Origin of the sequence: Citrobacter sp. CK198 (assembly GCF_030333295.1) — a bacterium.
GTDB classification, from domain to species: domain Bacteria; phylum Pseudomonadota; class Gammaproteobacteria; order Enterobacterales; family Enterobacteriaceae; genus Citrobacter_B; species Citrobacter_B koseri.
In genome coordinates, this window is the sequence record NZ_JAOWGE010000022.1 from 19,491 (window position 1) to 41,137 (window position 21,647).

Genomic DNA, 21,647 nt, shown 5'->3' on the forward strand with positions numbered 1-21,647 from the left:
CTACGCTTACCGGGCCTACAATAACGTGTGCTTCGTAGGCCGGATAAGGCGCCGCCGCCATCCGGTATTGCGCTCGGTGGCGCTACGCTTACCGGGCCTACAACAACGTGTGCTCCGTAGGCCAGATAAGGCGCAGCCGCCATCCGGCGTGTTTCTTTACAGCTTCGGCCCGGCGCTGACCAGCGCTTCACCGGCTGGGGTATCGGTGTATTTCTCGAAATTCTCGACAAACAGTTTCGCCAGCGCGGTGGCTTTTTCCTGCCACTGTTCCGGTGACGCGTAGGTGTTACGCGGGTCAAGAATACGTGTCTCTACGCCCGGCAGCTCGGTCGGGATCGCCAGGTCAAACATCGGCAGATTAAAGGTTTCCGCATTATCCAGAGAGCCGTTCAGGATGGCGTCGATAATCGCGCGCGTATCTTTGATGGAAATACGTTTGCCCGTGCCGTTCCAGCCGGTGTTTACCAGATACGCCTGTGCGCCGGATGCCTGCATGCGTTTGACCAGCACTTCAGCGTACTGCGTCGGGTGCAGCGACAGGAACGCCGCGCCGAAGCAGGCAGAGAAGGTTGGCGTCGGTTCGGTAACGCCGCGCTCAGTACCGGCCAGTTTAGCGGTAAAGCCAGACAGGAAGTGGTACTGCGTCTGGTCAGCCGTCAGGCGAGAAACCGGCGGCAGCACGCCGAAAGCGTCGGCAGTCAGGAAGATGACTTTGGTTGCATGGCCCGCTTTTGATACCGGCTTAACGATGTTATCGATGTGATAAATCGGGTAGGAGACGCGGGTGTTCTCGGTTTTGGAACCATCGTCGAAATCGATGGAGCCATCTTCGCGAACGGTGACGTTTTCCAGCAGCGCATCGCGACGGATAGCGTTGTAGATTTCCGGTTCAGCTTCTTTAGACAGCTTGATGGTTTTCGCGTAGCAGCCGCCTTCAAAGTTAAACACGCCGTCGTCATCCCAGCCGTGTTCGTCATCGCCGATCAGACGGCGTTTCGGGTCGGTGGAGAGGGTGGTTTTCCCGGTGCCGGAAAGCCCGAAGAAGACCGCGACGTCGCCTTTCTCGCCCACGTTGGCGGAGCAGTGCATGGAAGCAATGCCTTTCAGCGGCAGCAGGTAGTTCATGACGGAGAACATCCCTTTTTTCATTTCGCCGCCGTACCAGGTGCCGCCAATTAACTGAATGCGTTCAGTCAGGTTGAAGGCCACGAAGTTTTCAGAGTTCAGCCCCTGTTCTTTCCACTGCGGGTTGGTGCATTTCGCGCCGTTCATCACGATAAAGTCTGGTTTGAAATCCACCAGTTCTTCGCCCGCAGGACGGATGAACATGTTTTTGACAAAATGCGCTTGCCAGGCGACTTCCGTGATGAAGCGAACGGAGAGACGAGTATCCGCGTTAGCGCCGCAGAAGGCGTCAACGATGAACAGGCGTTTGCCGGAGAGTTGCTGAGTTACCAGCCCTTTCAGGTGCTGCCAGGTTTCCTGGGACAGCGGTTTGTTGTCGTTCTTGCCTTTGCCTTTGTCGGACCACCAGAGCGTGTCACGTGTGGTGTCGTCACGGACAATGTATTTATCCTTCGGCGAACGTCCGGTAAAGATACCAGTATCAACGGCAACGGCACCCAGATTCGTTAATACGCCGCGCTCGTAACCTTCCAGAGTAGGATCAAGTTCCTCCTGGTACAGCAGGTCGTAGCTGGGGTTGTAAACGATATCCTGAACGTCATTGATACCATAAGCCTTGAGATCTTGCGGGGTTAAGCTGTTAACGCGCATGTCACTACTCCTTAGCCAATATGTATTACCTGAAATTGTAGGGTTTTTTAGGGTTTGTTAACCGCGACGAGGCTCATAGATTTACGTATCTGGACAAAATCACGATTGACCGAAAACGCTGTGACTCCTGTCACGAAGCGGCGCTTATTATGGCAGAGAACCCTTTTTTGTTGTGGAAAATGTTCTTAAAACGTTAAAAATGAGTGTATTCTGCGGGAATGTTGTGAGTGTAATCGCATTCATGTAAGAAATTTACGAAACCCTTACATATAAAATATCGATTCACCACGAAGGAAAAAATGAACAAAAAGTGCGGAATTTTGCGGGGCAGGCCGGATGACGACGCGGATGCGTCTTATCCGACCTGTAAATGAGTAAGCCTGATGAGCGATTCGCCATCAGGCCTTTTACTGGTGATTAATGCACCTGCGGGTCGGCAGGGGAGGCGTTGTTGCGGATTTCCGCAATGTCCATCGCGTTGAACAGATAGTGGCTGCCGCAGTAATCGCAGTGCATATCGATCTCGCCTTCTTCCGCCAGGATGCTGTCCACTTCTTCATCCGGCAGCGTTTTCAGCGCGCCCGCACAGCGTTCACGAGAACAGGTACACTTGAACTCAACGTCCTGCGGGTCGTAGAGCGTGACCTCTTCTTCATGGTACAAACGCCACAACACATCGTTAGCCGGAAGGGTCAGCAACTCTTCGGTTTTGATGGTCCCGGTCAGCGTCGCCAGGTGATCGAAGTCGTCTGCCTGCGCGTTCTGCGCGGGCATTACCTGTAGCAGCATTCCGCCCGCCGCCGGTTTGCCTTCCACCTCGCCAGTGCGGATGAACAGGCGTGTCGGCAACTGTTCGGAACGCAGGAAGTAATCTTCCAGACACGCCGCCAGCGTGTCGCCTTCCAGACCGACCACGCCCTGATAACGCTCGCCTTCTTCCGGCGTAATAGTGATCACCAGATAGCCGTTGCCCACCAGCGTTTTCAGATCCGCGTTTTCCGGCACTTCGCCCTGTACGCGAGCGACGCCGCGCATCTGCTGGTTGTTATTGCCGTTGATCACCGCCAGGCTCAGCGGGCCGTCGCCCTGTAGCTGCACGGTAATGTCACCGGCAAATTTCAGCGTGGCGGTCAGCAGGCTGGTGGCGACCAGCAGCTCGGCCAGCACGGTTTTTACCGGCTGCGGATAGGCGTGGTTTTCGAGGATCTGTTGCAGGGTTTCCGATACGGTCACCAGTTCGCCGCGTACGGCAAAGTTTTCAAACAGATAACGATGTAATTGGTCATGTTGCGGCATAATCATCTCTCTTGCGGGTGACAGTCACTCACTGTCGCCGTGTTTAAATCGTAACAGGTCGCGGCGCTCTTTTTTATCCGGTCGCCTGTCCGGGTGCGGCATGGTTAATGCGTTAAGTTTGCGTGCCTGCGCCATTTTTTCGCGTTTTTCCACGCTCTCCGCTGTTTCTTCATACAGCGTAACGGCTTCGCTTGCCGGACGGCGCTGCTCGGTAATGCCTTTAATGATTACCGTCCGCTCGTCGTTGCCCTGGCGCAGGGTCAGCGTCGCATTCAGCTCGACAATCTTGCCCGGCTTGCTGCGCTGCCCGTTATAGTGCACCTTACCGCCTTCAACCATTTCGCGGGCCAATGCACGGGTTTTATAAAAGCGTGCGGCCCACAGCCATTTATCCAGTCGGACCTCAACAGAGGGCTTTTCTTTCATGGCGTCTCCTTCACATCAGTGAGGGGATCAGTCGGCGGTAATCATTCAACGACGGATGGCGTGCATACTGCTTTTCCGCAATGCCGGAGTCGGGATTGGTCACGCCGAGGCAGTAACGAATGCCGAATTGGGCGGCGGCGTCGAGAATCGGTTCGCTGTCGTCGATAAACAGCGTTTTCTCTGCGCTTATTCCCGTTTCTTCAGCCACTGCGTGCCATAACCGCTGATCCTCTTTGGGATAACCAAATGTGTGGGTGGAAAGTAATAAATCAAGGTGTGATGCCAGACCGGTATGTTCCAGCTTCACCGCCAGGTTATGCGGGTGCGCGTTGGTCAGCAGAATGCGGCGTTTACCGCGGGCTTTTAACGCATCCAGAAACGGCACGGTATCTTCGCGCAGCACGGCGCGCGGCCCCTGTGCCGTCGTCATGGCGCAAATGTCCAGACCCAGCCGCTCGCTCCAGTAATCAAGACAGTACCAGTTTAGCGTATGCTGCACGGCATGATACTGCTGGCGAATATAGTCCTGGGCTTCCTGTGCAGTGATTCCCTGCTGTGCGCCATAGGTTTCCGGCACCAGTTTCTGCCAGAAATAGTTATCGAATGCCAGATCGAGCAGCGTGCCGTCCATGTCCAGCAAAACGGTATCGACGTCCTGCCAGGCAATATCAATATGCATGGGAATTCTCCAGATGAGATTGCCGCCAAATCCTGGCGGCTTTTGCCGGATATGCGCTACAGGGTAGCATACCGTGAGCTGTCAGATGAGGCTTTCCGGGGAGGCGATCAGCTTTGGATTCAGGCAGTTTTCATAATATTCCTGAATTTCCGCCATACGGGTGCGGTTACGCTGATAACGTCTGAACGCCTGAATGCCGTTGTAAGCGGCGCAGCCCAGCATGGTGAGCATCAGCAACGTCGTGCCAAGGTAGCGCCATAAACCGGAACGATCCGGGATGCGGTGCAGGCCGATGTGCTGCGTGCCGTTGGCGTCGGTGTAGACACGGGTGACGATCCCTTCGGCGCTAAACGGCGTTTGCATTAACATCTGCGCCAGGCGCTGGAATGCGCCCCACTGTTCCTGCGCGGGGTAATCGTACAGGGACATCGACGGCCACGGCTGATCAACCAGATCGCTGCCTTCATCGCTGATAATCAGGAAGCCGCCCGGCGCGGGGCTGTTAAGCGCCTGTGCGGCGCGCGCGGTTTCACGGGAGATAAACGGCGCGGTTGAGGTCGTCACCAGGTTATCGAGCGACTCCGCGCTGACAGGGCGCAGCAGAACGTTCACGCCGTCAAGTTTGCCCGCATTCGCGCGTTTGACCAGCGCGGCCCAGTTTTTGCTGTTGCCGAGGTTCACCAGCGCGTTTTTCAGGCGCACGCATTCGTCTTCGGCGGCGCACAGATCGGCGGTCTTTAATACGATGTCGCCGAAATCATCCAGCAATACCATCCCGGACTTTTGAATCGCCGAACGTAGCGACGCGCTAACGCGGGAGTCATCTTCTGGCTTCGGATGCAGCTGGCGGTTGATGGCCTGGGTCAGCGCTGTGGCTTTGTTGACGAGATCGGACTCGGGCAGCGGCAGCGTCCGCGCGTCATTCCAGATGATTTGCGAGCAATCAAACGGCATAAAAGGGGAGTTCGGCTGCGCAGTCCAGCTACCAGACTGATGGATATTACACATGCCTTTGCCGCTCAGATGCAGCGTATCGCCCACGCGAACTCCGGCGTCGTGGAGCTGTTTAACGCTGGTGGCCTCAATGGTTTGCGCACCTTTCATCCACGACAAGGTGAATTTGATCGGCATATCCAGCGGGATCCAAAAGAGCAGCATAAACAGCACCAGCAGCGATCCGCCCGCAATAACGGCGCTACGCAGCCAGTGTTGCAACGGGAAATTTTTCACCTCGTCATGCAGGGAGAGAAAACGCCCTTGCCGCGCGACGTGGCGATCCAGATAGATATCAATATCCGTTTGCTGCCCGAGATCCTGTGCGATATAGGGTTGCCAGTGGGCAGGGTAAATCAGGTCAATAATTCCCAGCGAAATATTGTTGATCTGCTCCTGATCGTTTTCGCCAAACAGCCCCCAGCGACGCGGGGTTCCCCGCAGGCAGTGAATCTCCCGCAGCGAGGTTTTAGATGGCGGTGCGAACAGCCCCCAGAGACCTGCGGCGAGCAGCAGAATTGCGCCGCCCGCAATCCACGGCACGAAGACATCCGGCGTAATTAAGCAACAGAAGAACAGCAGGAATGAGGCCACAATCAGCGATGCTTCGCGCAGCCCCGCGGGGCGGCTGAGCGCATACTCTTCGTGAGTTTCCTGACGAATGTTCAGCAGTTCAATTTGCTCGCTCTCTTCGCCACGAATCGACGCCTGGGTGGAGGAGGTATGCTGTAGCGCATAGCCGCGCGTCTCCTGCATGTACTCCTGCAACGTGTGGCCGTTAAGCGAGATGACCAAAGGAAGCGTATCAGTATGGATCAGCTCAACGTTATTTTCGTCATTGATGTACTGTTCCCAGAACGGCGGCAAATGAACCTCAACGGAATCAAGGTAATATCGCCATTTATTGGGATCGTCGGTCGTAATGCCGTAACGCGTAATGGAATGGGTCAGAATAATGACGTTATTACTCTGGGCATTCAGCGTTAACGACACGGGAGCGGTACTGGCGCCTGTCGGCCCCGGCACCTGCTGAATCTGACTGAGGTTGTCGAGATAGTTTTCAACCGCACTGCGCTCTTCCGGCGTTAGCTTGCGCGTCGCGGCGTCTGAAAAGGCGCTGATCCAGGGCAGATTCTGCCGCCTGGCTCTTACTCTGAGTAGCCATCCTGCCAGTAGAGAGCAGGCCAGCAAAGCAGCTAAGAAAATCAAAATGGTGCTCATGCTTTCCCCATCTTACTAAGTCTGTCAGGCGTGGTCAGTCGCACCCTGTCGAATAAATGTGATGCTGTGGTTGGCTATCGGCAAGCGTGGAGTTGAACTTGAGCATTTTTACGCGCATCCCAGTGAACGCGGATCATAGCAAACCCACCAAAAGCGGAATATCAGCAAATTCCTGGAGTTATTTCAACCTATTGACTTTTAATTTTAAATGGGAATTAATTTTTGCTACGTTACATAAATGTAAATAAACGGCAATTCACATTGCCGAAACCGTGCTGTATATCGCACAATGACACCAGATTTCACTGCATAGATTCTCACGATGAGCAAATCATTACAAAAACCCACCATTTTGAAAGTTGAAACTGTCGCGAAATCCCGGCTGTTTAACGTCGAAAGTGTGGATCTCGAATTCAGCAACGGCGTGCGCCGCGTCTATGAGCGTATGCGTCCGTCCACTCGTGAAGCGGTAATGATTGTGCCGATCGTAGACGATCACCTGATTCTGATCCGTGAATATGCCGTGGGCACGGAGTCTTATGAGCTGGGGTTCTCCAAAGGGTTGATCGACCCTGGTGAAACCGTTTTTGAAGCGGCGAACCGGGAACTGAAAGAAGAAGTTGGGTTTGGCGCGAACGATCTGACGTTCCTCAAAAAGCTCAGTATGGCGCCGTCCTATTTTTCCAGCAAAATGAACATTGTGATAGCGGAAGACCTCTATCCTGAATCACTGGAAGGCGACGAGCCGGAACCGCTGCCGCAGGTGCGCTGGCCGCTGACGCATTTAATGGATCTGCTGGAAGAACCGGATTTCAGTGAAGCGCGAAACGTCAGCGCGCTGTTCCTGGTCCGTGAGTGGCTGAAGGGGCAGGGGCGGTTGTAATTTATATTGCCGGATGGCGGCTGACGTTTTACCTGGCCTACAACAAAATGTAGGCCGGATAAGACGTCTCAGGCGTCGCCATCCGGCAAAAGATCAAAACAGTTCGTGTGTCTCACCGTTATCGATAATGGTGGTGCCCACCTCATGCACCGCCTGCTGCGTTGGCTGAGTGCCTTCGATAAAGTATTCCGCGCGGCTGTTACCGCCGTTTGCCAGTTGCCCGGTGCTTCTGTCGATATTGATCGTCACGATGCCCGGAGGCGGCGTCAGCGGCTCTTCAGGAACCCCTTCCAGCACGGTTTTCATGTAAGCATCCCATGCGGGTTGCGCACTTTTCGCGCCGCCTTCGTAACCAGAAATCTGGTCTTTGATCGCCCCGGACGCGGTAGTGCGCCCCAGATCGCGACGGTGATCGTCAAAGCCGATCCACACGGAAGTCACCACGCCCGGGCCGTAACCGGAGAACCAGGCATCTTTCGAGCTGTTAGTGGTCCCGGTTTTTCCGCCGATATCATGACGTTGCAGGTCGCGACCCGCGCGCCAGCCGGTGCCCATCCATCCGGGTTCGCCGAAGATGTTGCTGTTCAGCGCGCTCTTAATCAGGAAGGCCAGCGGCGTGTTGATCACATGCGGAGCATATTCCTGCATTCCGCTTTGCGCCACTAACGCCTGGTTAGCCTGCTCCAGTTTTGGCATTGGCACGGTGGCGTTTTGCTGCTCCTGAGAGATGGCGACATCTTCAACGTTATTGTTTTCCAGCACGTTGGATTTCTGGGTATCACCGTAAATGACCGGGATATCGCAATCCGGGCAGGCGATTTTCGGCTTCGCTTCGAAGATCACGCCGCCCTGGTCGGTCTCTATCTTGCTGATGAAATACGGGTCTACCAGGAAGCCGCCGTTAGACATTACCGCATAACCGCGCGCCACCTGCATCGGGGTGAAGGACGCGGAGCCCAGCGCCAGCGATTCGGTATGCACGATGTTCTGCGCCGGGAAACCGAAGCGTTGCAGATACTCTGCGGCGTAATCCACGCCCATCGCGCGCATCGCCCGCACCATCACCACGTTTTTCGACTGACCCAGACCCTGACGTAAGCGGATTGGCCCGGCATACTGCGGCGGGGAGTTTTTTGGCCGCCAGTCGGAACCGGCGCCTGCGTCCCAGCGGGAAATCGGCACGTCGTTCAGCATACTCGCCAGCGTCAGACCTTTATCCATTGCGGCGGTATAGAGGAACGGTTTGATGTTCGACCCGACCTGACGCAGCGCCTGCGTGGCGCGGTTGAATTTACTCTGGTTGAAGTCAAAACCGCCGACCAGCGCCAGAACCGCGCCGTTTTGCGGGTTGATGGAAACCAGCGCTGAGTTCACATCCGGGACTTGCGCCAGCCACCAGGCATCACCCATCTGGCGAACCCAGATTTGTTGGCCTGTCTGTACGGCGTCGGTCACTTTACGCGGCGTCGGGCCCTGTTGGGTATCCGAACGGTAAGGGCGCGCCCAGCGTACGCCTTCCATCCGCAGCGACACGGAGGTGCCATCAGCGAGCATCGCGGTGGCTTCCTGCGGATTCGCGCCGGTAATGACGGCGGGCAGCAACGGCCCGTAGGTTGGCAGGGCTTTCAGCGTGTCGGTGATTTTTTTGTTGTCCCAGGCGGTTTCGCCTACTTTCCACAGCACGTTCGACGGCCCGCGATAGCCGTGGCGCATGTCGTAGTCCAGCACGTTGTTACGCACGGCTTGCTGCGCCGCCTGCTGTACTTTGCGGGTGATTGTGGTGTAAATGCGATACCCGTCTTCATAGGCGCTTTCGCCATAACGGCTGTACATTTCCTGGCGCACCATTTCCGACAGATACGGCGCTGAGAACGCGATTTCCGGCGCATGGTAATTGGCGTCAATCGCTTCGCCGCGCGCCTGATCGTACTGCGCCTGGGTGATGTAGCCTTCGCTCAACATACGAGACAGCACCACGTTACGACGCGCCGTCGCCCGATCCATCGAGTAGAGCGGGTTAAATGTGGAAGGGGCTTTCGGCAGACCGGCAATCACCGCCATTTCGCTCAGGGTGAGCTGATCGACCGTCTTACCGAAATAGACCTGCGCCGCCGCGCCGACGCCGTAGGCACGGTAGCCGAGGTAGATCTTGTTCAGGTAAAGTTCGAGGATCTCATCTTTGCTCAGCATCTGCTCAATGCGGATTGCCAGGAACGCTTCCTTAATTTTACGCATCAGCGTGCGTTCCGGGCTCAGGAAGAAGTTTCTCGCCAGTTGCTGGGTGATGGTACTTGCCCCCTGTGAGGCATGGCCTGAGAACAGCGCGACGCTGGCCGCACGGAAGATCCCTACCGGATCGACGCCATGATGCTCGTAAAAGCGGCTGTCTTCCGTAGCGATAAAGGCTTTAACCATTTCCGGCGGCATCTGGTCAAGCGTGACCGGGATACGACGTTTCTCGCCATACTGCGCGATCAGCTCGCCATCCGCGCTGTAAACCTGCATCGGAATCTGCAAACGCACGTCTTTTAAGGTCGCGACGTCAGGTAGTTGCGGCTCGATATAGCGGTAGAGGCCATAAATCGAGCCTGCTCCCAGCAGGATGCAACATACTGCAAGGATCAATAAATACTTTACGAACTTCACTGGAGATTTCCCATTTAGTGTCATTTGGGCAGTTTATAAACAAACGCGCGGTAGTATAAAGGCAAGCCAGACGCATTGATATACCCGTAAGAGCGACCATTGATAAGGAGATCATAAGCAATGGCTTTCAGGTTCTGGCAAATTGGCCTTCATATTCAGCAGCATGAGGCGCTGGCTGTCGCCGTGGTTCGCGGCGCGTCAGGCTGGTCTTTACAACGTTGGTGGCGGGTGCCGCTGGTGGAACGCACCTTCGTTGACGGGCATCTTCGCGAGCCTGAACAGCTCGTCGATGCGTTGCTTCCGTGGCGTCGTTCGCTTCCTCACCGGCATCATATTTATCTCTCTTTCCCTGCCAGCCGGACGCTGCAAAAGCATTTTCCGCGCCCGGAAATGGCGCTGCGCGAACGTGAACAAACGGCGTGGCTGACCGGCGCGATGGCGCGTGAGCTGGATATGCCCCCCGACGCCCTGCGCTTTGACTATCGCGAAGATACCCTGACTCCGGCATTTAACGTGACCGCCGCCCAAAGCAAGGAGGTGGCGACCTTATTAACGCTGGCGCAAAAACTGAAAATGCAGGTGACGGCGATTACGCCGGATGCCTGCGCATTACAGCGCTTTATTCCTTATCTGCTGGCGCACCAGCAGTGTCTGGCCTGGCGTGACGAAGAACAGTGGCTGTGGGCGACGCGCTATGCGTGGGGGCGTAAACCGCTACAAGAGGCGGCCTGCGCCGACAGCCTTGCCGCGACGTTGTCCATTGCGCCGGAAAGTCTGACGGTGTGCGGCGCGGGCGGCTTCGAACCCTGGTGCGCGGTTGCCATTCGCCAGCCTCCCGTTCCGCCGGAAGGCCATACCTTTGCCATCGCGCTGGGATTAGCAATGGGGGCGCCGCGCTGATGAGTCATCCGGTCAACTTTTTGCCCTGGCGTCAGTCCCGGCGGCGCGAATGTCTGCGATTCTGGAGCGTTATGTTCAGCGGTTCACTGCTGCTGACCATCGCGCTGGGGTGCATCCATGAGGTTACGCTCACGGCGCAAAAGCGGGCGGATGCGCAGTGGCCGATCGCAGAAAAAGAGCGTGCCGCCGCGCTGCTGGCGATCCAACCCCGCTTACAGCAGCGGCAGACCGCGTGGCAGCAAGCGTTGCAGCGGCAAACGGAATATGAGCAGACGCGGCGCTGGCAGAGCGTGCTGGAAGGGATGGCGGCGCTGTTGCCCGAGCAGGCGTGGCTAACCCGGTTATCCTGGCAGCAGGGAACGCTGGAACTTGAGGGATACGCGACGACATTTCTCGCGTTAAACACGCTGGAAACCGCGCTGCGTCGTCATCCTGATTTCCCGTTAGCCGGGAGTGGGGCAACGCAGCAGGATGCGCAGGGACGCTGGCAATTTCATTACCCGTTAAAAAGGAGCCTCGCAGATGGCCGCGCTTTTTGACCTCTGGTGCGGGTTATTGCCGCGAACCCGCCTCTTCTGCTGGTTAGGCTGGAGCCTGGGGCTGGGATTACTGGCGTGTTTATGCACGTTTTCTTCGGGCGCGCAGCAACAGGAGCGGCAACGAACGGCGCTGGCGCAACAGCGGGCGGCTATCGACCGGCAGTGGCGGGGTCTGCGCCAGATCGCCGCATCAATGGATATGTCTCGTTTAGCGTCGGCCAGCAAGCGCGTGCCTTTTTCCCCTCTGGATTTTCAGCGCTCTCCGGTACGCCTTCTTCACTGGCAGCCTTCTGCGCAGGGAGGCGAGCTGGCGCTGTCATCCACCTGGGAGGCGGTTCCGCAACTGTTCAGTCGGCTGGCGGAGCGTGGCATGCGCATCAACCGCTTTTCGCTTGTTCCGCAGGAGACGGAACTGCTGTTGACGCTACAGCTGGAGCGGCTGACTGATGACTAAGCGCTGGCTGTTGGTCTGTAGCTGCCTGCTGATGCTGACCGGAATGCGCGACCCCTTCAAACCGCCGGAGGACCGATGCCGGATCGCTGAACTGCCGATGTGGCGTTACCAGGGCGTGGTGAGTCAGGGAGAGCGCCTGACTGGCATTCTCAAAGACAGCCAGCAGAAGTGGCGGCGCGTCGAACAATATCAGGTGCTGGAGAACGGCTGGACGATTTCCCGACTGACGGCAGACAGTATAACGCTTGCAACCGGTAAAGGCTGTGAACCATCGCAGTGGCGGTGGCAACGACAAGGAGAAGTGAATGAAGCGATGGATAGCCGCAGCGTTGATCGCCGTGATGCCCGCCGTACAGGCGGGGAAAGCGCAAAACGTGACGCTGGTGGTGGATGATGTTCCTGTTGTTCAGGTGTTGCAGGCGCTTGCTGCGCAGGAGAAGAAGAATCTGGTGGTCTCGCCTGACGTCAGCGGTTCGCTGTCGCTGAGTCTGACGGATGTGCCGTGGAAGCAGGCGGTGCAGACGGTCATAAAAAGCGCCGGGCTGGTGCTGCGCCAGGAGGGGAATATTCTGCATGTTCACTCGGTTCACTGGCAAAACGAAAACGCCGCGCGGCAGGAGGCCGAGCAGGCAAGGCTTCGGGCCAACTTACCGCTGGAGGATCGCAGTATTTCTCTGCAATACGCCGATGCCTCCGAACTGGCAAAAGCGGGAGAAAAGCTGCTGAGCGCCAAAGGCAGTATGACGGTAGATAAGCGCACCAACCGGTTATTGCTTCGGGATAACAACGCCGCGCTGGCGGCGCTGGAAAAGTGGGCGGCGCAAATGGATCTCCCCGTTGAGCAGGTTGAACTGGCGGCGCATATCGTCACCATAAATGAAAAAAGCCTGCGTGAGCTGGGGGTAAAGTGGACGCTGGCGGACGCGCAACAGGCCGGGTCGCCAGGGCAGGTGACGTCGCTTGCCAGCGATCTGTCCGTCGCGGCCGCCACGTCTCGCGTCGGGTTTAACATCGGGCGCATCAACGGTCGCTTGTTGGATCTTGAGCTTTCCGCCCTGGAGCAGAAGCAGCAACTTGATATTATCGCCAGCCCACGACTGCTGGCTTCGCACCTGCAACCCGCCAGTATTAAGCAGGGGAGCGAAATCCCGTATCAGGTCTCCAGCGGCGAGAGCGGGGCGACGTCCGTGGAGTTTAAAGAAGCGGTGCTGGGGATGGAGGTGACGCCCACCGTTTTGCCTAAGGGGCGCATTCGCCTGAAACTTCACATCAGCCAGAACGTTCCCGGTCAGGTGCTACAGCAGGCGGATGGCGAAGTGCTGGCGATCGATAAGCAGGAGATCGACACGCAGGTCGAGGTTAAAAGCGGCGAAACGCTGGCGCTGGGCGGCATCTTTTCGCGCAAGAACAAATCCGCTAAAGATAGCGTCCCGCTGTTAGGCGATATCCCCTGGCTTGGTTCCCTTTTCAGCCATGATGGAAAAGAGAACGAGCGGCGCGAACTGGTGGTGTTCATTACCCCCAGACTGGTTGCGGCAGAATAATTTATGCCTGAAATCGCGCTGTTTTTGCACTGAACACGTTTCAGGGATTTGACGTGGGGGTGTATTTAGCATACAAGGAGTACCGATTTGAGAGTTGGTTCTTCTCGTCGCTATCCGGCGACGCTGCCTCCGGGGTTGTCTACAATATGTCTTGGTAATTTATTCAGTTGCCAAACCCGTTGGAGTATTGAGATAATTTTCAGTCTGACTCTCGCAATATCTTATGAGGTTTCAGTTCATGTCCTGCTGCGCAAGGTGTCTGCGACGCGGGTTTATCATTAACGAATTGTCTTAGTAGTACCGAAAAAATGGCAGAGAAACGCAATATCTTTCTGGTTGGGCCTATGGGTGCCGGAAAAAGCACTATTGGGCGCCAGTTAGCTCAACAACTCAATATGGAATTTTACGATTCTGATCAAGAGATTGAGAAACGAACCGGAGCTGATGTGGGCTGGGTCTTCGATGTAGAAGGTGAAGACGGCTTCCGTGATCGCGAAGAAAAAGTCATCAACGAGTTGACGGAAAAACAGGGTATTGTGCTGGCAACCGGCGGTGGCTCTGTAAAATCACGTGAAACGCGTAACCGTCTCTCCGCGCGTGGCGTCGTGGTGTATCTTGAAACGACAATCGAAAAACAACTTGCGCGTACGCAGCGCGACAAGAAACGCCCGCTGTTGCAGGTAGAAGCTCCGCCTCGTGAAGTTCTGGAAGCGTTGGCCAACGAACGCAATCCTCTGTATGAAGAGATTGCCGACGTGACCATTCGTACCGACGATCAGAGCGCTAAGGTCGTGGCAAACCAGATTATTCATATGCTGGAAAGCAACTGATTCTGGCTTAATACATACTCGGTAAGCGGGTACAAGTAACTAAGGTGGATGTCGCGTCATGGAGAGGATTACAGTTACTCTCGGGGAACGTAGTTACCCTATCACCATCGCGGCTGGTTTGTTTAACGAACCAGCTTCATTCTTACCGCTGAAATCGGGCGATCAGGTTATGTTGGTGACCAACGAAACCCTGGCTCCCCTTTACCTTGATAAGATCCGTAGCGTACTTGAACAGGCGGGGGTTAACGTAGATAGCGTTATCCTGCCCGATGGCGAAAAGTATAAAAGCCTGACGGTACTTGATACGGTTTTCACCGCGTTACTGCAAAAACCGCACGGTCGCGATACCACGCTGGTTGCCCTCGGCGGCGGCGTGATTGGCGACCTTACCGGTTTCGCCGCCGCCAGCTATCAGCGTGGCGTGCGCTTTATCCAGGTCCCGACGACATTGCTGTCGCAGGTCGACTCCTCCGTAGGCGGGAAAACCGCTGTAAACCATCCCCTCGGCAAGAACATGATCGGCGCGTTCTACCAGCCTGCTTCTGTGGTGGTGGATCTCGACTGTCTGAAAACGCTTCCTGCGCGTGAGCTGGCATCGGGTCTGGCGGAAGTGATCAAATACGGCATCATTCTTGACGGTGAATTTTTCACCTGGCTTGAGGACAATCTGGACGCGTTATTACGTCTGGAAGGTCCGGCAATGGCGTACTGTATCCGCCGTTGTTGTGAGCTGAAAGCCGAAGTTGTCGCAGCAGACGAGCGTGAAACGGGCTTACGTGCTTTACTGAATCTGGGACATACCTTTGGTCATGCCATTGAAGCTGAAATGGGTTATGGCAATTGGTTACACGGTGAAGCCGTTGCCGCTGGTATGGTGATGGCGGCGCGTACGTCAGAGCGTCTCGGTCAGTTTAGCGCTGCGGATACGCAACGCATTATTACGCTGCTCCAGCGCGCAGGTCTGCCTGTTCACGGGCCGCGTGAGATGTCTGCTCAGGCGTATTTGCCACACATGCTGCGCGATAAGAAAGTCCTGGCGGGCGAGATGCGCTTAGTGCTCCCGCTGGCGATAGGGAAAAGTGAAGTACGCGGCGGAGTGCCGCACGAAATCGTTCTCAGCGCTATTGCTGACTGTCAGCAGGCGTAACAACAAGAAAGGTCGGACTGATACTGCACGGTATTGGTCATTTAAATTCAGGTTAACTGCAACGTCGTAAGCATTAACCTTTGAGTGGGGTGTTAAATGGATGAATTCAAACCAGAAGACGAGCTGAAACCCGATCCCAGCGATCGTCGTACTGGTCGTACTCGTCAATCTTCTGAACGCGATAATGATCCACAGATCAATTTCGATGACGTCGACCTGGATACGGACGATCGTCGTCCAGGGCGTGCGCGAAAGGCGCGTGAGGAAGAGCAGTACAGCGAAGACGATTATGAATCCGATGATGCAGTGGATGAAGAGCGCGTAGAGCGTCGTCCCCGCAAACGTAAGAAAGCCGCCAGCAAACCCGCTTCCCGTCAATACATCATGATGGGTGTCGGCGTTCTGGTGTTGCTGCTGTTGATCATCGGTATTGGCTCCGCGCTGAAAGCTCCTTCACCCTCCTCTTCCAGCGATCAAACGGCGTCTGCCGAGAAAAGCATCGATCTTTCCGGCAATAACGCGACCGATCAGGCGAGCGCCACGCAGCCTGCGCCAGACGCTGAACAGACCGCCGGAAACACGCAGCAGGATGTTTCTCTGCCGCCGATCGCCTCAACGCCAACGCAGGGTCAGGCACCTGCCGCGACCGAAGGCCAACAGCGTGTGGAAGTTCAGGGCGATCTGAACAATGCGCTGACTCAGCCGCAGGGCCAGGAACAGGTTAACAATGTGGTGGCGAACTCCACGCTGCCGACGGAACCTGCCACCGTTGCGCCAATCCGCAACGGCAATGCGCCGCGTCAGACGGCGACGACGCAATCGGGCGAGCGTCAGGCCACTACGCGCCCGGAACGTAAGCAGGTTGTGATTGAGCCGAAGAAACCGCAGACCACCGCGAAAGCGACGCCAGCGGAACCGAAGCCGACCACGCAGCCGAAACGTAGCGAACCTGCCGCGCCGGTCGCGACGACGAAAGCGCCAGCAACCTCCGCGCCTACGGCAACGACCGCGCCGAAAGCCACCGCCAGCACTGCGCCTGCACAAACCGCAGCGCCAGCGCAAACCACAGCGGCAGCCGGCAGTGCGGCTGGTACGAAAAGCACAGGTAACGTGGGTTCACTGAAGTCTGCGCCTTCCAGCCATTACACCCTGCAACTCAGCAGTTCTTCTAACTACGACAACCTGAACGGTTGGGCGAAGAAAGAAAACCTGAAAAACTATGTGGTGTATCAGACGACGCGTAACGGCCAGCCGTGGTATGTTCTGGTAACGGGTGTGTATGCGTCTAAAGATGATGCCAAACGTGCGGTGTCTACGTTGCCAGCCGATGTGCAGGCGAAAAACCCGTGGGCAAAACCGTTGCATCAGGTGCAGGCCGATCTGAAGTAATAGTCATGTTAAAGCGCAGGATGCTGTCGGAGCTTTCTCCACAGCCGGAGAAGGTGTAATTAGTTAGTCAGCATGAAAAAGAATCGCGCTTTTCTGAAGTGGGCAGGGGGGAAATACCCCCTGCTTGATGACATCAAACGGCATTTACCGAAAGGTGAATGTCTGGTTGAACCCTTTGTGGGGGCCGGGTCGGTGTTTCTTAACACCGACTTTTCTCGTTATATTCTTGCCGATATTAATAGTGACCTTATCAGCCTCTATAACATCGTGAAGTCGCGTACTGAAGAGTATGTGCGGGCTTCCCGCGAGCTGTTTACGCCTGAGACGAATCAGGCCGAGGTTTACTATCAACTCCGTGAAGAGTTCAATACGAGCCGGGAGCCGTTCCGTCGAGCGGTCCTGTTCTTATACCTGAACCGCTATGGTTACAACGGCCTGTGCCGCTATAACTTGCGTGGGGAGTTTAACGTGCCGTTTGGCCGTTACAAAAAGCCCTACTTCCCGGAAACGGAGTTGTACCATTTTGCCAAAAAAGCGCAGAATGCAGAGTTTCATTGCCTTTCGTATGAAGAGTGTATGGATCGTGCTGATAGCAATTCTGTGGTCTATTGCGATCCGCCTTACGCACCGCTTTCTGCGACGGCGAATTTCACCGCTTATCATACCAATAGCTTCAGCCCAAAAGAGCAGGCGCGCCTGGCGGAGATGGCAGAAAAGCTGGTCAGCAAGCGGATCCCGGTGTTAATTTCGAACCATGACACGCCCGATACCCGCGAGTGGTACAAAGCGGCGAAACATTTTCAGGTCAAAGTGCGTCGCAGTATAAGCAGCAATGGCGGCACACGTAAAAAGGTGGACGAACTGCTGGCTCTGTACCAACCAGGAGTCGTAACGCCTGCGAAAAAATAATTCTCAAGGAGAAGCGGATGAAACAGTATTTGATTGCCCCCTCAATTCTGTCGGCTGATTTTGCCCGCCTGGGTGAGGACACCGCGAAAGTGCTGGCTGCTGGTGCGGATGTCGTGCATTTTGACGTCATGGACAACCACTATGTGCCGAACCTGACCATCGGCCCGATGGTGCTGAAATCCCTGCGCAAATACGGTATTACCGCACCCATCGACGTGCATTTGATGGTGAAGCCGGTTGACCGCATCGTGCCGGATTTCGCCGCAGCGGGCGCCAGCATCATTACGTTTCATCCCGAAGCCTCCGAGCATGTCGATCGTACCTTGCAGCTGATTAAAGAAAACGGCTGTAAAGCGGGTCTGGTGTTTAACCCGGCCACGCCGCTGAGTTATCTGGATTACGTGATGGATAAGCTGGATGTGATCCTGCTGATGTCCGTCAACCCGGGTTTTGGCGGCCAGTCTTTTATTCCGCACACGCTGGAAAAGCTGCGTGAGGTGCGCCGTCGTATTGATGAGTCAGGCTATGACATTCGCCTGGAAGTGGACGGCGGCGTCAAGGTGAACAACATCGGCGAAATCGCCGCGGCGGGCGCAGACATGTTTGTGGCAGGCTCCGCGATTTTCGACCAACCAGACTACAAAAAAGTCATTGATGAAATGCGCAGTGAACTGGCAAAGGTAAGTCATGGATAAATTGCAGGATATTCGGGGTGTCGCCTTTGACCTCGACGGCACGCTGGTCGACAGCGCGCCGGGATTAGCCGCTGCGGTAGATATGGCGTTATACGCGCTGGAACTGCCTACCGCTGGCGAAGATCGCGTAATTACCTGGATTGGTAACGGCGCGGATATATTGATGGAGCGTGCGCTCGCCTGGGCTCGCCAGGAACGCGCTACGTTACGTAAAACAATGGGCAAACTGCCTGTTGATGATGAGATCCCCGCCGAAGAGCAGGTGCGTATTTTGCGTAAGCTGTTCGACCGCTACTATGGCGATGTGGCGGAAGAGGGGACGTTCCTGTTCCCGCACGTAGCCGATACGCTGGGCGCGCTGCATGCCAAAGGGCTGCCGCTTGGACTGGTGACCAATAAGCCGACGCCGTTTGTGGCGCCGCTGCTTGAAGCGCTGGATATCGCCAAATACTTTAGCGTGGTTATTGGCGGCGACGATGTGCAGAACAAAAAGCCACATCCCGATCCGCTGCTGCTGGTGGCAAAGCGGATGGGCGTCGCGCCTGAACAGATGCTCTTTGTGGGCGATTCGCGTAACGACATTCAGGCTGCAAAAGCGGCTGGCTGCCCGTCGGTCGGCCTCACGTACGGCTACAACTATGGCGAATCAATCGCTCTTAGCCAGCCGGATGTGATTTACGACACTATTAATGACCTTCTGCCCGCTCTCGGGCTTCCGCATAGCGAAAATCAGGAATCGAAAAATGACTAAGCCCATCGTTTTTAGTGGCGCACAGCCCTCAGGTGAATTGACCATTGGCAACTATATGGGTGCGCTGCGTCAGTGGGTGAACATGCAGGATGACTATCATTGCATTTACTGCATCGTTGACCAGCATGCGATCACCGTGCGTCAGGATGCACAGCAGCTGCGTAAGGCGACGCTGGATACGCTGGCGCTCTACCTGGCGTGTGGTATCGATCCTGAGAAAAGCACCATCTTTGTTCAGTCCCATGTGCCGGAGCACGCGCAGCTGGGCTGGGCGCTGAACTGCTACACCTATTTCGGCGAACTGAGCCGGATGACCCAGTTCAAAGACAAATCCGCGCGCTATGCCGAGAACATCAACGCCGGTCTGTTTGATTACCCGGTTCTGATGGCGGCAGACATTTTGCTGTATCAAACGAATCAGGTGCCGGTGGGTGAAGATCAGAAACAGCATCTGGAATTGAGCCGCGACATCGCGCAGCGTTTTAACGCGCTGTATGGCGATATCTTTAACGTTCCTGAGCCGTTTATTCCAAAATCCGGCGCGCGCGTGATGTCACTGCTGGAACCGACCAAAAAGATGTCCAAGTCGGACGATAACCGTAACAACGTCATCGGCCTGCTGGAAGACCCGAAATCGGTGGTGAAAAAAATCAAGCGTGCGGTGACGGATTCCGACGAGCCGCCGGTAGTGCGCTACGACATCCAGAATAAAGCGGGGGTGTCTAACCTGCTGGATATCCTCTCCGCCGTAACCGGCCAGAGCATCCCTGAGCTGGAGCAGCATTTCGAAGGCAAGATGTATGGTCATCTGAAAGGTGAAGTGGCTGAAGCCGTTTCCGGTATGCTGACCGAGTTGCAGGAGCGTTATCATCGCTTCCGCAGCGACGAAGCCTTCTTGCAGAAAGTGATGAAAGAAGGGGCGGAAAAAGCCAGCGCCCGTGCTTCCGAAACGCTGAAAGCGGTCTACGAAGCGATCGGCTTTGTCGCGAAGCCGTAATGCGCACCGCGCCATAGGCCAGATAAGGCGTTTACGTCGCCACCCGGCGTAAACACGGCGAGGCCTACAGTGTGATGCGACACCACACATTAAAAAACCGGGGATTTCCCGGTTTTTTTGTCTCTCTGCGTACCCGTGACGAAAAACTGTGAGGCGTCTCGCCGTTTACGCACATCGTCATTGCGCGATATCTTCATTTTAATGAATATATAAATATTCACTTTACTGAAAATTTATGATGCGTCGAACATTTATCAAAAAAGAGGGGGTCGTGCTGACGACCCTGGCCCGCTACCTGCTTGGTGAGAAATGCGGTAACCGTTTGAAAACGATAGATGAACTGGCTAACGAATGCCACTCATCGGTGGGGTTAACGCAGGCCGCATTAAAAACGCTGGAGTCTTCCGGGGCGATCCGTATTGAGCGTCGTGGGCGCAACGGCAGCTTCCTGGTGGAGATGGATAACAAAACGTTGCTGTCGCATGTGGACATCAGCAACGTTGTTTGCGCGATGCCGCTGCCGTACACCCGTCTGTATGAAGGGCTGGCGAGCGGGCTGAAAGCGCAGTTTGAAGGGATTCCATTTTATTACGCGCACATGCGTGGGGCGGATATCCGGGTTGAGTGCCTGCTGAATGGTGTCTACGACATGGCCGTGGTGTCGCGTCTGGCCGCAGAGAGCTACCTGGCGCAAAACGGGTTGCGCATCGCGCTGGAACTGGGGCCCCACACCTATGTCGGCGAGCACCAGTTGATCTGCCGTAAAGGCGAATCCGACCGGGTGAAGCGAGTGGGGCTGGATAACCGTTCGGCAGATCAGAAAATCATGACTGAAGCCTGTTTCGGCAAAAGTGATGTGGAGCTGATAGACCTCTCTTATCACGAAAGTCTTCAGCGCATTGTGAAAGGCGATGTGGATGCGGTGATCTGGAATGTGGTGGCGGAAGCGGAGCTGGCATTGCTGGGGTTAGAAGCGACGCCGCTCACCCGCGATCCTCGATTCTTGCAGGCCACCGAAGCCGTGGTGCTGACCCGGTCGGACGATTACCCGATGCAGCAACTGCTGCGCGCCGTGGTGGACAAACAGGCGCTGCTCGCCCATCAGCAACGTGTGGTCAGCGGTGAACAGGAACCCAGTTACTAAGTTAATCAAAGGCATTGTAAATGGAAAACAGACTCAGCCTGCTGTGTGACGCAGGGGTTATCGATGAAGATATTTGCCGCGGTATGTTGCAGGTCGTCAGACGACTGGACGAGGAGTGGAAGCTGCCGGTGCATACCGAGCAGGGAACGATGGCGATAACCCACATGGCCAGCGCGTTAATGCGCAGTCGCCGGGGAGAGGTGATTGACGCGCTGGATCACGAGCTGCTGGCGGAACTGACGCAATCTCCCCACTGGCCCGCGATTTTGTTGGCGCACCAGGCGCTGCTGGCGGAGTTTACGGTTTCGCTTCATGCCAATGAGGAAGGCTATTTGTTGGCAAATCTATATGGGCTGTGGATGGCGGCGCACGAAGCGTCGTGAGGAACACCGTACATCAACGTACCACACCTTAAATATTCAAAAAAA

General features: G+C 55.8%; 21 protein-coding genes. 15 read left to right on the plus strand and 6 right to left on the minus strand.

All coding sequences use genetic code 11. From position 1 onward, the window contains the following. Positions 1-156: 156 nt before the first annotated feature. From pckA to igaA, 5 genes are all read right to left on the minus strand, one after another. Complete coding sequence (gene pckA, locus OGY62_RS02170; RefSeq protein ID WP_286458961.1) at positions 157-1,776, minus strand: phosphoenolpyruvate carboxykinase (ATP); 1,620 nt, start codon at positions 1,774-1,776, stop codon at positions 157-159. Positions 1,777-2,193: 417 nt separating this feature from the next. Beyond that, positions 2,194-3,072, minus strand: coding sequence for an Hsp33 family molecular chaperone HslO (hslO, locus tag OGY62_RS02175; RefSeq protein WP_024131015.1), 879 nt, complete (start codon positions 3,070-3,072; stop codon positions 2,194-2,196). Between the two features lie 24 nt (positions 3,073-3,096). Continuing rightward, positions 3,097-3,498, minus strand: coding sequence for a ribosome-associated heat shock protein Hsp15 (hslR, locus tag OGY62_RS02180; protein ID WP_049012025.1), 402 nt, complete (start codon positions 3,496-3,498; stop codon positions 3,097-3,099). Between the two features lie 10 nt (positions 3,499-3,508). After that, positions 3,509-4,177, minus strand: coding sequence for a GMP/IMP nucleotidase (gene yrfG / locus OGY62_RS02185; protein WP_012135508.1), 669 nt, complete (start codon positions 4,175-4,177; stop codon positions 3,509-3,511). Positions 4,178-4,258: 81 nt separating this feature from the next. Next, positions 4,259-6,391 carry an intracellular growth attenuator protein IgaA gene (gene igaA, locus OGY62_RS02190; protein WP_049012024.1) on the minus strand — a complete coding sequence of 711 codons (2,133 nt, stop codon included), beginning with the start codon at positions 6,389-6,391 and terminating at the stop codon, positions 4,259-4,261. A 322-nt stretch (positions 6,392-6,713) separates the two neighbouring features. On the opposite strand from igaA, the gene nudE reads away from it, so the two are divergent. Beyond that, positions 6,714-7,274 (plus strand): ADP compounds hydrolase NudE, encoded by a 561-nt coding sequence (gene nudE, locus OGY62_RS02195; RefSeq protein WP_012135506.1) that lies wholly within the window; start codon positions 6,714-6,716, stop codon positions 7,272-7,274. A gap of 93 nt (positions 7,275-7,367) precedes the next feature. Here nudE and mrcA read toward each other — a convergent pair whose 3' ends face one another. Next, positions 7,368-9,920, minus strand: a complete 2,553-nt coding sequence (mrcA, locus tag OGY62_RS02200; RefSeq protein WP_012135505.1) for a peptidoglycan glycosyltransferase/peptidoglycan DD-transpeptidase MrcA — start codon at positions 9,918-9,920, stop codon at positions 7,368-7,370. A gap of 120 nt (positions 9,921-10,040) precedes the next feature. On the opposite strand from mrcA, the gene OGY62_RS02205 reads away from it, so the two are divergent. The 14 genes from OGY62_RS02205 (at position 10,041) to OGY62_RS02270 (ending at position 21,602) form a co-directional block, all read left to right on the plus strand. Further along, complete coding sequence (locus OGY62_RS02205) at positions 10,041-10,820, plus strand: type IV pilus biogenesis protein PilM (protein ID WP_286458963.1); 780 nt, start codon at positions 10,041-10,043, stop codon at positions 10,818-10,820. Continuing rightward, positions 10,820-11,359: a PilN domain-containing protein gene (locus OGY62_RS02210; RefSeq protein ID WP_286458965.1), complete on the plus strand. Its 540-nt coding sequence runs from the start codon at positions 10,820-10,822 to the stop codon at positions 11,357-11,359. The genes OGY62_RS02205 and OGY62_RS02210 overlap by 1 nt, the downstream gene beginning before the upstream one ends. Next, positions 11,343-11,813, plus strand: coding sequence for a HofO family protein (locus tag OGY62_RS02215; protein ID WP_286458967.1), 471 nt, complete (start codon positions 11,343-11,345; stop codon positions 11,811-11,813). The genes OGY62_RS02210 and OGY62_RS02215 overlap by 17 nt, the downstream gene beginning before the upstream one ends. Beyond that, entirely contained in the window at positions 11,806-12,207 is a 402-nt protein-coding gene (locus OGY62_RS02220; protein ID WP_373566018.1) for a DUF2531 family protein, read from the plus strand. The genes OGY62_RS02215 and OGY62_RS02220 overlap by 8 nt, the downstream gene beginning before the upstream one ends. After that, a complete protein-coding gene (gene hofQ, locus OGY62_RS02225; protein WP_049008094.1) occupies positions 12,119-13,357 on the plus strand; it encodes a DNA uptake porin HofQ in 1,239 nt (412 codons plus the stop codon). Before OGY62_RS02220 ends, hofQ begins: the two co-directional genes overlap by 89 nt. Before the next feature lie 308 nt (positions 13,358-13,665). Next, positions 13,666-14,187 (plus strand): shikimate kinase AroK, encoded by a 522-nt coding sequence (gene aroK / locus OGY62_RS02230; RefSeq protein ID WP_012135498.1) that lies wholly within the window; start codon positions 13,666-13,668, stop codon positions 14,185-14,187. 58 nt (positions 14,188-14,245) lie between these two features. After that, complete coding sequence (gene aroB / locus OGY62_RS02235) at positions 14,246-15,334, plus strand: 3-dehydroquinate synthase (RefSeq protein ID WP_047460717.1); 1,089 nt, start codon at positions 14,246-14,248, stop codon at positions 15,332-15,334. A 96-nt stretch (positions 15,335-15,430) separates the two neighbouring features. Continuing rightward, positions 15,431-16,723, plus strand: coding sequence for a cell division protein DamX (gene damX / locus OGY62_RS02240; RefSeq protein WP_286458969.1), 1,293 nt, complete (start codon positions 15,431-15,433; stop codon positions 16,721-16,723). Positions 16,724-16,795: 72 nt separating this feature from the next. After that, positions 16,796-17,632, plus strand: coding sequence for an adenine-specific DNA-methyltransferase (gene dam / locus OGY62_RS02245; RefSeq protein WP_012135494.1), 837 nt, complete (start codon positions 16,796-16,798; stop codon positions 17,630-17,632). Between the two features lie 17 nt (positions 17,633-17,649). Further along, entirely contained in the window at positions 17,650-18,327 is a 678-nt protein-coding gene (gene rpe / locus OGY62_RS02250; RefSeq protein WP_012135493.1) for a ribulose-phosphate 3-epimerase, read from the plus strand. After that, a complete protein-coding gene (gph, locus tag OGY62_RS02255; protein ID WP_286458970.1) occupies positions 18,320-19,078 on the plus strand; it encodes a phosphoglycolate phosphatase in 759 nt (252 codons plus the stop codon). Before rpe ends, gph begins: the two co-directional genes overlap by 8 nt. Beyond that, positions 19,071-20,075, plus strand: a complete 1,005-nt coding sequence (gene trpS / locus OGY62_RS02260) for a tryptophan--tRNA ligase (protein WP_012135491.1) — start codon at positions 19,071-19,073, stop codon at positions 20,073-20,075. Before gph ends, trpS begins: the two co-directional genes overlap by 8 nt. A gap of 238 nt (positions 20,076-20,313) precedes the next feature. Beyond that, positions 20,314-21,219, plus strand: a complete 906-nt coding sequence (gene yhfZ, locus OGY62_RS02265; protein ID WP_024131011.1) for a GntR family transcriptional regulator YhfZ — start codon at positions 20,314-20,316, stop codon at positions 21,217-21,219. Positions 21,220-21,239: 20 nt separating this feature from the next. After that, the gene (locus tag OGY62_RS02270; protein WP_012135488.1) at positions 21,240-21,602 is read left to right on the plus strand and encodes a hypothetical protein; all 363 of its coding nucleotides are present in this window, start codon (positions 21,240-21,242) and stop codon (positions 21,600-21,602) included. Positions 21,603-21,647: the final 45 nt, after the last annotated feature.

What these genes read in the sequence shown, in the direction of transcription:
- pckA (WP_286458961.1), bottom strand. Translation starts at nt 1,776, where the DNA reads ATGCGCGTTAACAGCTTAACCCCGCAAGATCTCAAGGCTTATGGTATC.
- hslO (WP_024131015.1), bottom strand. Translation starts at nt 3,072, where the DNA reads ATGCCGCAACATGACCAATTACATCGTTATCTGTTTGAAAACTTTGCC.
- hslR (WP_049012025.1), bottom strand. Translation starts at nt 3,498, where the DNA reads ATGAAAGAAAAGCCCTCTGTTGAGGTCCGACTGGATAAATGGCTGTGG.
- yrfG (WP_012135508.1), bottom strand. Translation starts at nt 4,177, where the DNA reads ATGCATATTGATATTGCCTGGCAGGACGTCGATACCGTTTTGCTGGAC.
- igaA (WP_049012024.1), bottom strand. Translation starts at nt 6,391, where the DNA reads ATGAGCACCATTTTGATTTTCTTAGCTGCTTTGCTGGCCTGCTCTCTA.
- nudE (WP_012135506.1), top strand. Translation starts at nt 6,714, where the DNA reads ATGAGCAAATCATTACAAAAACCCACCATTTTGAAAGTTGAAACTGTC.
- OGY62_RS02205 (WP_286458963.1), top strand. Translation starts at nt 10,041, where the DNA reads ATGGCTTTCAGGTTCTGGCAAATTGGCCTTCATATTCAGCAGCATGAG.
- OGY62_RS02210 (WP_286458965.1), top strand. Translation starts at nt 10,820, where the DNA reads ATGAGTCATCCGGTCAACTTTTTGCCCTGGCGTCAGTCCCGGCGGCGC.
- OGY62_RS02215 (WP_286458967.1), top strand. Translation starts at nt 11,343, where the DNA reads ATGGCCGCGCTTTTTGACCTCTGGTGCGGGTTATTGCCGCGAACCCGC.
- OGY62_RS02220 (WP_373566018.1), top strand. Translation starts at nt 11,806, where the DNA reads ATGACTAAGCGCTGGCTGTTGGTCTGTAGCTGCCTGCTGATGCTGACC.
- hofQ (WP_049008094.1), top strand. Translation starts at nt 12,119, where the DNA reads ATGAAGCGATGGATAGCCGCAGCGTTGATCGCCGTGATGCCCGCCGTA.
- aroK (WP_012135498.1), top strand. Translation starts at nt 13,666, where the DNA reads ATGGCAGAGAAACGCAATATCTTTCTGGTTGGGCCTATGGGTGCCGGA.
- aroB (WP_047460717.1), top strand. Translation starts at nt 14,246, where the DNA reads ATGGAGAGGATTACAGTTACTCTCGGGGAACGTAGTTACCCTATCACC.
- damX (WP_286458969.1), top strand. Translation starts at nt 15,431, where the DNA reads ATGGATGAATTCAAACCAGAAGACGAGCTGAAACCCGATCCCAGCGAT.
- dam (WP_012135494.1), top strand. Translation starts at nt 16,796, where the DNA reads ATGAAAAAGAATCGCGCTTTTCTGAAGTGGGCAGGGGGGAAATACCCC.
- rpe (WP_012135493.1), top strand. Translation starts at nt 17,650, where the DNA reads ATGAAACAGTATTTGATTGCCCCCTCAATTCTGTCGGCTGATTTTGCC.
- gph (WP_286458970.1), top strand. Translation starts at nt 18,320, where the DNA reads ATGGATAAATTGCAGGATATTCGGGGTGTCGCCTTTGACCTCGACGGC.
- trpS (WP_012135491.1), top strand. Translation starts at nt 19,071, where the DNA reads ATGACTAAGCCCATCGTTTTTAGTGGCGCACAGCCCTCAGGTGAATTG.
- yhfZ (WP_024131011.1), top strand. Translation starts at nt 20,314, where the DNA reads ATGCGTCGAACATTTATCAAAAAAGAGGGGGTCGTGCTGACGACCCTG.
- OGY62_RS02270 (WP_012135488.1), top strand. Translation starts at nt 21,240, where the DNA reads ATGGAAAACAGACTCAGCCTGCTGTGTGACGCAGGGGTTATCGATGAA.